General features: G+C 61.0%; 8 protein-coding genes. All 8 read left to right on the forward strand.

The window, feature by feature from the left end; genetic code table 11:
• On the forward strand, positions 1-1,417 hold a 1,417-nt coding region (locus MRY75_RS00525; RefSeq protein WP_292305189.1), incomplete at its 5' end, for a cache domain-containing protein.
• 246 nt (positions 1,418-1,663) lie between these two features.
• Positions 1,664-3,385, forward strand: a complete 1,722-nt coding sequence (locus MRY75_RS00530; protein ID WP_366934893.1) for an OFA family MFS transporter — start codon at positions 1,664-1,666, stop codon at positions 3,383-3,385.
• Positions 3,386-3,477: 92 nt separating this feature from the next.
• Positions 3,478-4,365: a LysR family transcriptional regulator gene (locus MRY75_RS00535; RefSeq protein ID WP_292305191.1), complete on the forward strand. Its 888-nt coding sequence runs from the start codon at positions 3,478-3,480 to the stop codon at positions 4,363-4,365.
• A gap of 89 nt (positions 4,366-4,454) precedes the next feature.
• Positions 4,455-4,931: a formate dehydrogenase subunit gamma gene (locus MRY75_RS00540; protein WP_292305192.1), complete on the forward strand. Its 477-nt coding sequence runs from the start codon at positions 4,455-4,457 to the stop codon at positions 4,929-4,931.
• Positions 4,928-6,436 carry an NADH-ubiquinone oxidoreductase-F iron-sulfur binding region domain-containing protein gene (locus MRY75_RS00545; protein WP_292305193.1) on the forward strand — a complete coding sequence of 503 codons (1,509 nt, stop codon included), beginning with the start codon at positions 4,928-4,930 and terminating at the stop codon, positions 6,434-6,436. Before MRY75_RS00540 ends, MRY75_RS00545 begins: the two co-directional genes overlap by 4 nt.
• A complete protein-coding gene (gene fdhF / locus MRY75_RS00550; RefSeq protein ID WP_292305194.1) occupies positions 6,433-9,327 on the forward strand; it encodes a formate dehydrogenase subunit alpha in 2,895 nt (964 codons plus the stop codon). The genes MRY75_RS00545 and fdhF overlap by 4 nt, the downstream gene beginning before the upstream one ends.
• A complete protein-coding gene (gene fdhD / locus MRY75_RS00555) occupies positions 9,324-10,142 on the forward strand; it encodes a formate dehydrogenase accessory sulfurtransferase FdhD (protein ID WP_292305195.1) in 819 nt (272 codons plus the stop codon). Before fdhF ends, fdhD begins: the two co-directional genes overlap by 4 nt.
• Positions 10,132-10,335: a formate dehydrogenase subunit delta gene (locus tag MRY75_RS00560; protein WP_292305196.1), complete on the forward strand. Its 204-nt coding sequence runs from the start codon at positions 10,132-10,134 to the stop codon at positions 10,333-10,335. The genes fdhD and MRY75_RS00560 overlap by 11 nt, the downstream gene beginning before the upstream one ends.
• The last annotated feature ends 701 nt before the right edge of the window (positions 10,336-11,036 follow it).

Here is an 11,036-nt window from a genome sequence, read left to right on the forward strand (position 1 = left end):
GCCTCTGAACTTACAGGACGGGCCACGGGCGGCTCTGGTTGGTGGTGTCCTACTGAACCGCAACCTTGGCTTCATCGACACGATCAATGCGCTAGTCTACCGCGCCGAAAGCCTGCCCGAGGGCAGCCAAGGCACCGCGACGCTGTTTCTCGATGACGTCCGCATTTCCACCAATGTCCGTCTGTTCGAAAATGTTCGTGCTCTCGGAACCCGCGTCTCGGCTGAGGTTCGTGCGCAGGTTCTGGGCCAAGGGGAAATCTGGCTGGATCGCGCCTTCGTCGTCAATGATTGGTATATCTCCGCCTACGAACCCATTTTCGACAGCTTTGGTACACCTGTTGGAATGCTTTATGTCGGGTTCCTCGAAACGCCCTTCAGCGCCGCAAAGCGGAATTCCGTCATCACATTGAGCCTTGCCTTCCTGTTCATCGCACTGGCCTCGGTGCCGGTCTTCCTGCGGTGGGCGGGACATATCTTTCGCCCGCTGGAAGGCATGACCCGGACCATCGACCGTGTTGAAAGCGGCGATCTGAGTGCGCGCAACGCGCCAAGCGATGTGGATGGCGAGATCGTTCAAGTGGCGCGGCATTTCGACAGTTTGCTCGACAGGATCGAGCAGCGCGACCGCGAATTGCGTACTTGGGGTGAGACCCTTGAGCAAAGGGTGGAGGAGCGCACACGGGAACTGCACGCAGCCAAGCAGAGGCTGGAACAGACGACCGAGCGTCTGATCATCTCCGAGAAACTTGCTGCCGTTGGGGAGATTACAGCTTCGGTCGCGCATGAAATCAATAATCCGGTGGCGGTGATACAGGGTAATCTGGACCTTGCACGCAGCAACCTGGGCGACGCAGCCCAGCGTGCCGAAGAGGAATTCCGCCTCATCGACGATCAGGTCTATCGCATTGGCGTCATCGTTTCGAAGTTGCTCCATTTCGCCCGGCCCGAGGACTTTTCCGGCGCCGACAGGAAGGTCGACCCGTCTCAGGTGGTCCGCGATTGTCTTGTTCTGACGCGCCACCAGATTGAGGCGGCGGGCATCGCAACCACGGTCGAGACAAGCAGCAGTGCAAAGGTCCAAATGTCGCGGACAGAGCTACAGCAAGTCATCGTCAACCTGATCTTGAATGCTGTCCACGCCATGCCCGCAGGCGGGAGTCTGCGCGTCGTCACGAAAGAGGATTCAGGACAGATCATTCTTGCTGTCGAGGATACCGGCAAAGGAATCGATCCGGAAATTCTGGGGCGGATATTCGATCCGTTCTTTACCACCAAGCAGGCGCAGGGAACCGGGCTTGGCCTGTCAATAAGCCGTCAGATTGTGAGTCGTGCAGGTGGACAGATCACAGCGTGTTCGACACTCGGCGCGGGCAGTCGGTTCGAAGTGCGGCTGCCCGTGGAAGAAAATCGGGGTTAGGCGAATTTGGACAAAATGTCCCAGACAGTCGCATCTGTACAGTCGCGCGTGGGACAATTTGTTGCGAATTTCAGCGTGTCTTCCCATCCCGATAGACAGAATGTCTTGCAAGTATATGATTTAATTAGTAAAAAATTATTGACGTTTCAAGGTAATCTCTGCCTTTTCTGGTTCTGCATGCCATTGCATGCCCCCACATGCGTCCGGAGGAGGGCGCCTCGCGGGGACATCAAAGGGAGGGAAATCATGAGCACCGCCTCACAAGGCGCATTGGGCTTTTTGCACAAGAGCCATATCGTCGCCGAACCAGGATTCAACCGCTGGCGCGTGCCGCCGGCATCCATCGCCATTCACCTCTGCATCGGCTCGGTCTATGCGTGGTCGGTTTTCAACCCGCCGCTGACCCGCGAACTGGGCGTCGTTGCCTCCAGCGCCGATGACTGGAGCCTCAGATCGGTGGTGTGGATTTTTTCCGTGGCCATCGTGTTCCTCGGCCTCGCCGCAGCTTTTGCAGGCAAGTGGCTTGAGGAGGTTGGCCCTCGTATGGTCGGAGTCGTCGCGGCGATCCTTTGGGGCGGTGGCTTCATTATCGGCTCGTTGGGGATTTCCAGCCATCAGTTGTGGCTGGTTTACCTCGGTTACGGCGTCCTCGGAGGTTGCGGGCTCGGACTGGGCTATGTCTCGCCCGTGTCGACCTTGATCCGTTGGTTCCCGGACCGGCGCGGCATGGCGACGGGTATGGCCATCATGGGCTTTGGCGGCGGCGCGATGATCGCGGCCCCGGTCAAGGGGTGGCTCTTGAGCCTGTATGCCAAGGCGCCTGAGTTCCTGGGCGCGCAAGATACCGTTGCTACTGTCGTCGAAGGTGGTCGCGTCTTCGCCGAAACGGCTGCTGGCCGGGTAGAAGTGGTGATCGCCTCGGCTACGCAGGCTGCGGATTTTGGTGGTCAAGCGGGCGTCTACGTGGTTGGTACTGGTGCAACGGGCGCTGCACAGACCTTCATGACACTGGGCATTGTCTATTTCGTCGTGATGATCCTTGCCGCGTTCCAATATCGCGTTCCCGCGAAGGACTGGAAACCAGCAGGTTGGACACCGAAGCCAGTCGCCTCGGGCATGGTCAGCCAGAACAACGTACATATCGACCAAGCCCTGAAGACGCCGCAATTCTGGCAGCTGTGGGTTATGCTGTGCTTTAACGTAACAGCGGGCATCGGCGTGATCGGCGTTGCCAAAACCATGATGTCTGAAATCTTCGGCACGGTGATGCCACTGGTGGTTACAGCGGCCTTCGCCTCGACCTACGTACTGATGATTTCCGTGTTCAACATGGTTGGGCGGTTCTTCTGGGCGTCGACTTCGGACTACATTGGGCGCAAAGCGACCTACATGTGCTTTTTCGTGCTCGGCACAGCGCTGTATCTGTCGATCCCCTATTTCGCTTCGGCTGTGGCGACCAACCCGGCCATGATCTACCTGATCGGCTTCTACGCCGCGACGATGATCATCTTCTCGATGTATGGCGGCGGGTTTGCGACGATCCCGGCCTATCTGGCGGATATGTTCGGCACAATGCACGTGGGCGGCATCCACGGACGTCTGCTGACCGCATGGTCCACCGCAGGGGTGCTGGGGCCATTGGCCATCACGTCGCTGCGCCAGATGTCGGTGACGAGTGCCATTGAGGATCTTGCCGCCAAGGTGGATCCGGCAGCCTTTGCCGCGAAATTCGGCGCGCCGCTTGCGCAGTTGGATCAACTGGTCGCGGCCAAAACCGTGACGATCGCGAGACTGATGGAGATCGCACCGGAAGGTACGATCGACCCAACACCATCGCTCTACAATACGACCATGTATTGCATGGCGGCGCTGCTGGTCGTGGCGTTCTTCGCCAACCTGCTGATGAAGCCGGTCAAGGAACACCACCACCACGACGAACCGGAGCTTCAGGCTGTTCCGGGCGAATGACGCATTCAAAGGGGCACCTGTCGCGGGTGCCCCTTTACGCCATGTTTTGAATATCTGATTGAATTCGAACGTTCTGATCGGGATTCTCTATCGTGCTCGACAAGTTGGAAATGTTCATAGCCCTTGCGAAGGAATGCCATTTTGGCCGCGCCGCCGAGCGATTGAACATTGCGCAACCGACACTGTCGGCCGGCATCAAGCAACTGGAAGCGCAGTTGGGCGTGCAATTGGTTCATCGAGGCTCTCGCTTCGGTGGACTGACGCCCGAGGGACAGACGGCGCTTACCTGGGCCAAGCGAATTGTCGATGACGCACGGCAGTTGCGCGATGAGATGCGCATCAGCCGGCAAGGATTGACCGGCGAGGTGCGGCTGGCAGTGATCCCCACTGCGCAGACCTGGGCCGGGCGGCTTTGTACGGCCTTTTCCGAACGTCACCCCAATGTAAGGTTTACCATTCTGTCGCGCAACTCGCGCGAGATCCTGCAGATGCTCGACGATTTTGAGGCCGATGCCGGAATATCATATCTGGAAAACGAGCCGCTTGGTCGGGTCGACACTGCAGAGCTGTATGACGAAAGCTATATTCTCGTATGTGCCCAAAGTTCGCGGCACGCGAAAAGGGCGCAAATGGCATGGTCCGATCTGGACGGGGAAACCTTGGCACTGCTCACGCCCGACATGCAGAATCGGCGGATCATCAACCAATTGTTTGCCGAAAGCGGCGTGACCCCCATGACCTGCATTGAGTCGAACTCGATCATTGCACTGGTGGCGAGTGTGGCGTCGGGCCATTGCATGACAGTCTTGCCAAGGGACGTGGCCAGCTTTTTGTCAGATGGCAAGGGCCTCGCGCTTGTGCCGCTCGAAGGGGCGAAACGACCTCAGAAAGTAGGCCTGATCCTGCCACATTGCGATCCACGCACGCCAGTTCTATCGGCCCTGCTGGCCGAAGCGCAGCGCCTTCCCGCCGCGGGTTGATCCAAAACCCCTATCGACTCACGGAACGCCGTTATTGATCGGCAACAGGCTTCGTGTGCCAAGGTATGCCAAATTGGAGGACGACAGCCATGGCCCAACCCGCCACCGCCATCGACGTCGACGAGATCGCCCGGATCATCGACGCCCACACCTACCTCGAAGGACCGCTCTTGCCGATGCTGCACGCCTTGCAGGAGGCGTTCGGATACATCCCGGAGCAGGCGCATGCCCCGATCTGCTATGCGCTGAACATCACCCGCGCCGAGCTGCATGGCGTGATTACTTTCTACCATGACTTCCGCGAAAAGCCCGCCGGACGCCACGTGCTGAAGATCTGCCGCGCAGAGGCGTGCCAGTCGGTTGGCGCTGCGGCCATGGCAGATGCGCTGCTGGCAAAGCTGGGCCTCGATTGGCACGGCACCACCGCCAATGGCGCGGTAACGATCGAGCCGGTCTATTGCCTTGGTCTGTGCGCCTGTGCCCCCGCAGCGATGGTCGATGACCGGGTCGTAGGCCGCGTCGATGCGGCAAAACTGGACAAGCTGTTGGCGGAGGCGGGCGCATGAAGATTTACGTTCCCATGGACAGCGCCGCCAAGGCGCTGGGGGCCGAGGATGTGGTTGCCGCCCTGCGCGCCGCCGCCCCGGAGGCGCAGATCGTGCGCACCGGTTCGCGCGGCATGATCTGGCTCGAACCGCTGGTCGAGGTCGAAATCGACGGCGTGCGCCACGGCTTCGGCTCGACCGAACCATCTGACGTGGCGGGCATCCTTGATGGGACCAGCGCCAAGGCGCTTGGCCCGGTGGAGGAACTGGACTGGATGAAGCGCCAGACCCGCCTGACCTTTGCCCGTGTCGGCGTGGTCGACCCGCTGTCATTGGCCGACTATCAGGCGCATGGCGGCCTTGCAGGGCTGCGCCGCGCGCTGGCCATGACCGGCCAGGAGATTGTCGACGAAGTCAAGGCCTCCGGCCTGCGTGGACGCGGCGGCGCGGGTTTCCCGACGGGCATCAAGTGGCAGACGGTCCACGACGCCGAGGCGCCGCAGAAGTACATCGTCTGCAACGCCGACGAGGGCGACAGCGCGACCTTTGCCGACCGCATGGTGATGGAGGGTGATCCGTTCACGCTGATCGAGGGCATGACGATCGCCGGGATCGGCGTCGGCGCCACCAAAGGTTACGTCTACCTTCGCTCGGAGTACTCCGACGCAATCGCGGTGATGACTCGCGCGGTCGAAATCGCCCGCGCCGAGGGGCTGCTGGGGGCTGACGTGCTCGGCTCGGGCCGTGCCTTCGACATGGAAATCCGCAAGGGTGCGGGTGCCTATGTCTGCGGCGAGGAGACATCTTTGCTGAACTCGCTCGAAGGCAAGCGCGGCGTCGTGCGGGCCAAGCCACCGCTGCCGGCGCTCGAGGGCTTTCTTGGCCGACCAACCGTGGTGAACAACGTCATCAGTCTCGCCACCGTGCCGGTGATCTTCGAAAAGGGCGCGCAGGCCTATGCAGATTTCGGCCTTGGCCGGTCGCGCGGCACCGTAACGCTTCAGATTGCGGGCAATGTGGCACGCGGCGGGCTGTTCGAGACGGCCTTTGGAATCAGCCTTGGGGATGTGGTGAACGACCTTGGCGGCGGCACCCTGTCGGGCCGTCCGGTCAAGGCGGTGCAGGTCGGTGGGCCACTCGGGGCCTACATGCCCGTGTCGAAATTCGACACGCCGCTGGGTTACGAGGAATTCGACGCGGCGGGCGGCCTGATCGGCCATGCGGGCCTGACCGTCTTCGACGACACCACCGACATGCTGGGGATGGCGCGCTTTGCCATGGAATTCTGCGCTGTCGAAAGCTGTGGCAAATGTACCCCCTGCCGGATTGGTGCGGTGCGCGGTGTCGAAACCATCGACCGCATCGCGCAAGGCGATGCCGACGCGCTGCCGCTTCTGGCGGACCTGTGCGACACGATGAAGGACGGTTCGCTCTGCGCGCTGGGGGGCTTTACCCCGTTCCCGGTCATGTCCGCCGTCACCCATTTCCCCGACGATTTCGCACGCCTGAAGGAGGCCGCCGAATGAAGGATTTCATCATTCCAGACGACCGCGACATGGGCACGCCCGCAAGAACGGGCAAGCCGGTCACCCTGACCATCGACGGGTTCGAGGTCACCGTGCCCGAAGGCACCTCGGTGCTGCGTGCAGCGGCCGAAATCGGCATCCAAATCCCCAAGCTTTGCGCGTCGGACAACCTCGAGGCGTTCGGCTCCTGCCGCCTCTGCGCCGTGGAAATCGAGGGCCGTCGGGGCACGCCTGCCTCCTGCACGACGCCGGTCGCGCCGGGCATGGTGGTCGACACCAACTCGACCAAGGTGCGCAAGATCCGCAAGGGCGTGATGGAGCTGTATATCTCGGACCATCCGCTGGACTGCCTGACCTGTTCGGCCAACGGCGATTGCGAATTGCAGGACATGGCGGGGGCGGTGGGCCTGCGCGACGTACGCTACAAGGCACCCGAGAATGGCGGCATGGCCAACCACTTTGCCGCCCGTAATACCAGCGGCGAGGCCAACCCCGAATGGCTGCCCAAGGACGATAGCAACCCTTATTTCAGCTACGACCCGTCCAAGTGCATCGTCTGCAACCGCTGCGTCCGCGCCTGCGAAGAGGTGCAGGGAACCTTCGCGCTGACCATCTCCGGGCGCGGCTTCGAAAGTCGTGTGTCTGCGGGGGGCGCGGGGGATGATTTCCTGTCCTCGGACTGTGTGTCCTGCGGGGCCTGCGTACAGGCCTGCCCGACTGCGACCTTGCAAGAGAAGTCCATTATCGAGATGGGCACGCCGGATCGGTCCGTCGTGACCACTTGCGCCTATTGCGGCGTGGGCTGCTCGTTCAAGGCGGAAATGCAAGGCGATGATCTGGTCCGCATGGTGCCCTACAAGCATGGCAAAGCCAACCGCGGGCACAGCTGCGTCAAGGGGCGCTTTGCCTATGGTTATGCGAACCACAAGGATCGCATCCTGCACCCGATGATCCGCGACACCATCGACGAGCCGTGGCGCGAAGTCAGCTGGGATGAAGCGCTGAGCTTTGCCGCGAACCGCCTGCGCGGGTTGCAGGAGACCTATGGCAAGAAGTCCATCGGCGTCATCACCTCCAGCCGCTGCACGAACGAGGAAACATTCCTTGTGCAGAAACTGACCCGCGCGGTTTTTGGCAACAACAACACCGATACCTGCGCCCGCGTCTGCCACTCGCCCACAGGCTACGGGCTGGGTCAGACCTTTGGCACCAGCGCAGGCACGCAGGATTTCGACAGCGTCGAACACACCGACGTGGTCATCGTCATTGGCGCCAACCCAACCGACGGCCACCCGGTCTTTGCCAGCCGCCTGAAAAAGCGCCTGCGCGCCGGGGCCAAGCTGATCGTGATCGACCCGCGCCGCATCGACCTTGTGAAATCGGCGCATATTGAGGCGGCACATCATCTGGCCCTGACGCCGGGCACAAACGTGGCCGTCGTCACTGCGCTGGCGCATGTGATCGTGACAGAAGGCCTGATGGACGAGACCTTCATCCGCGAACGCTGTGACTGGGACGAGTTCCAAATCTATGCCGAATTCGTTTCAGACGCGCGTCATAGCCCCGAGTCGACACAGCTTTTGACCGGTGTCCCCGCCGAAGAACTGCGCGCTGCGGCCCGCACCTTTGCCCGTGGCGGCAATGGCGCGATCTATTACGGGCTGGGCGTGACCGAGCACAGCCAAGGCTCGACCACCGTAATGGGCATCGCCAACCTCGCCATGCTGACCGGTAATATCGGTCGCCCCGGCGTCGGCGTGAACCCGCTGCGTGGCCAGAACAACGTGCAGGGCTCCTGTGACATGGGGTCTTTCCCGCATGAACTGCCGGGCTATCGCCATGTCAAACTGCCCGAGGTCCGAGAGATTTTTGAAACCACATGGGGAGTCGAGATCGACCCGGAACCCGGCCTGCGCATCCCCAACATGCTGGACGCGGCGGTCGAGGGCACGTTCAAGGGGCTCTACTGTCAGGGTGAGGACATCCTGCAGTCGGACCCGGACACCAAGCATGTCGCAGCGGGCCTTGCGGCTATGGAATGCGTCATCGTGCATGACCTCTTCCTGAACGAGACGGCGAACTATGCACATGTCTTCCTGCCCGGGTCGACCTTCCTCGAAAAGGACGGGACATTCACCAATGCCGAACGCCGCATCAACCGCGTGCGTAGGGTCATGGCTCCGAAGAACGGCTATGCTGACTGGGAGGTGACGCAACTGCTGGCGAACGCCATGGGGGCAGGTTGGACCTATTCCCATCCCAGCCAGATCATGGCGGAGATCGCCGCGACGACGCCGTCTTTTGCCGGGGTGGATTATGCCCTACTCGAAGAAAAGGGCTCGATCCAGTGGCCCTGCAACGAGGCGCATCCCGACGGCACACCGTTGATGCATGTCGACGGCTTCGTGCGCGGCAAGGGGCGGTTCATCGTCACCGAATATGTGGCGACAGACGAAAAGACCGGCCCGCGCTTCCCGCTGCTGCTGACCACCGGGCGCATCCTGTCGCAATACAACGTGGGCGCTCAGACCCGGCGCACGGACAACGTGGTATGGCATGACGGTGACGTGCTCGAAATCCACCCGCACGATGCCGAAAACCGGGGACTGAACGATGGCGACTGGGTGCGGCTGGCCTCGCGGTCGGGCGAGACGACGCTGAAGGCCAAGGTGACCGACCGCGTCAGCCCCGGCGTGGTCTACACCACCTTCCACCATCCCGACACGCAGGCCAACGTCATCACCACCGACTATTCCGATTGGGCCACGAACTGCCCGGAATACAAGGTGACGGCGGTGCAAGTTGCGCCCTCGAACGGACCGACGGACTGGCAGGAAGACTACGCAGCGCAGGCAAGCCGCGCGCGCCGCATCCTGCCTGCGGCGGAATGACCATGCGGGCGCATGTCAGCACACCGGGGCGCGCGCATCGCACCGAAGGCACGCGCGACATTCATCGCGCGCTACCCGAGGAAGTGCCGGTCGCGATGGTGTTCAATGGCACAACGCAGGCGGTGATGATGGCGACCCCTGCCGATCTGGCAGATTTTGCACTTGGCTTTGCCCTGACCGAGGGCATCGTCACCGATCCCGCACAGGTCGAGGAATTCGAGATCGTCGATCATGCGAACGGCATCGAGGCGCGCTTCTGGCTGACCGAGAGTCGGGCGCAGGCCCTTGCTGAGCGCCGCCGGACCATGGCCGGACCGGTCGGCTGTGGGTTGTGCGGCATCGACAGTCTGGACCAGGCCCTGCGTGCCGTGCCGCCTGTCGTGTCTGATCTGCGCCTCAGCGCGGAGGATGTTGCCCGCGCAACCGACGCGCTGCGCGACCACCAACGCCTACACGACCTGACACGTGCCACCCATGCCGCCGGTTTTTTGCTGCCCGGCTCTGGCGTGGTGCTGGCCCGCGAGGATGTCGGCCGCCACAACGCGTTGGACAAACTGATCGGGGCGCTTGTGCGTCAGAATATCGATCCAACCCAAGGCGCAGCGGTCATGACCTCGCGCCTGTCGGTGGAACTGGTGCAGAAATGCGCCCTTGCCGGTATTTCTGCCCTGATTGCCGTCTCTGCCCCGACCGGTGCCGCCGTGCGTCTGGCCGATGAGGCGGGGGTCACACTTGCCGCATTCGCCCGGGGCGGCGGCTTTGACCTCTATTCCCATTCTCAACGTATCAATAACGAGGCCGCAGATGTCGCCTGACAAAATGATCCGCATGGCGAACCAGATCGCTACATTTTTCAAAACCCAACCGGGCGAAGACGCCCCTGCAAGGGTCGCGGCGCACATCACCGACTTTTGGGAACCGCGCATGCGTGCCCAACTGCGCGACCATGCAGCCGCTGGCGGCGCTGGTCTTGATGAGATTGTCCTGAAAGCTGTTCCACTGGTGTGAATGTCCGCTTGAGCGAGCACGTCGGTGTTCGCTCGCGCCCGCAGCGAATGACGGCTTCCCGGCCAACCTGCCGGGAGATTGTCCGTCTGATCTTGCACTTGGCTATTTCAAGAAAAACCGATGAGTCGTTGGAAGGCATGGTACCAGCCACTTGGTTATGTAAACCCGAGCCAGTTTTTCTGGTCGATATCAAGCAAGATGTTCTAGAGTCGTGACATCATTGAATGAGCGGTAACTGTTCGATCAACCACGATACAACGGAGTCACCCCCTGCATTGCGAAACAACCAAATCGCGCAACGCCTCCATAACGACTTGATATAAAACAATTTATCTTGCCGAGCATACGTTTTGGACAACGTTTTGCGCAGACTATTGCTTTCTTTTGCGCAGACATTCCCTTTTTTTGGCAACAAACTGCCAAAGTTCTGGTGATCCCGGCAGGACGCTAAGAACCGGCAGATTTTCCAACAAAATCAATGGATGGGCTGGGACACAAAGTGTGTTTTCGGTCCTAATCAGATCAATGGCTTAGCCATTCAATTGGGACACGGTTTCCAGATTATTCTGCTCAGCCGTCCGCGTCAACCACCATAATCGAAAACAAAAAAACCCGGCTCTTTCGAGCCGGGTTTAGGAGCTTCGCCGGTGTTCAGCCTCGGCGGAATTCAAAACCTCAAAACGCCACGCAAAACCACTCGC

It is taken from the genome of Marivita sp. (genome assembly GCF_022763305.1).
GTDB lineage: Bacteria > Pseudomonadota > Alphaproteobacteria > Rhodobacterales > Rhodobacteraceae > Marivita.

Coding starts and splice junctions, on each gene's coding strand:
- MRY75_RS00545 (WP_292305193.1), top strand. CDS start 4,928: ATGAAGATTTACGTTCCCATGGACAGCGCCGCCAAGGCGCTGGGGGCC.
- MRY75_RS00560 (WP_292305196.1), top strand. CDS start 10,132: ATGTCGCCTGACAAAATGATCCGCATGGCGAACCAGATCGCTACATTT.
- MRY75_RS00540 (WP_292305192.1), top strand. CDS start 4,455: ATGGCCCAACCCGCCACCGCCATCGACGTCGACGAGATCGCCCGGATC.
- MRY75_RS00530 (WP_366934893.1), top strand. CDS start 1,664: ATGAGCACCGCCTCACAAGGCGCATTGGGCTTTTTGCACAAGAGCCAT.
- fdhF (WP_292305194.1), top strand. CDS start 6,433: ATGAAGGATTTCATCATTCCAGACGACCGCGACATGGGCACGCCCGCA.
- fdhD (WP_292305195.1), top strand. CDS start 9,324: ATGACCATGCGGGCGCATGTCAGCACACCGGGGCGCGCGCATCGCACC.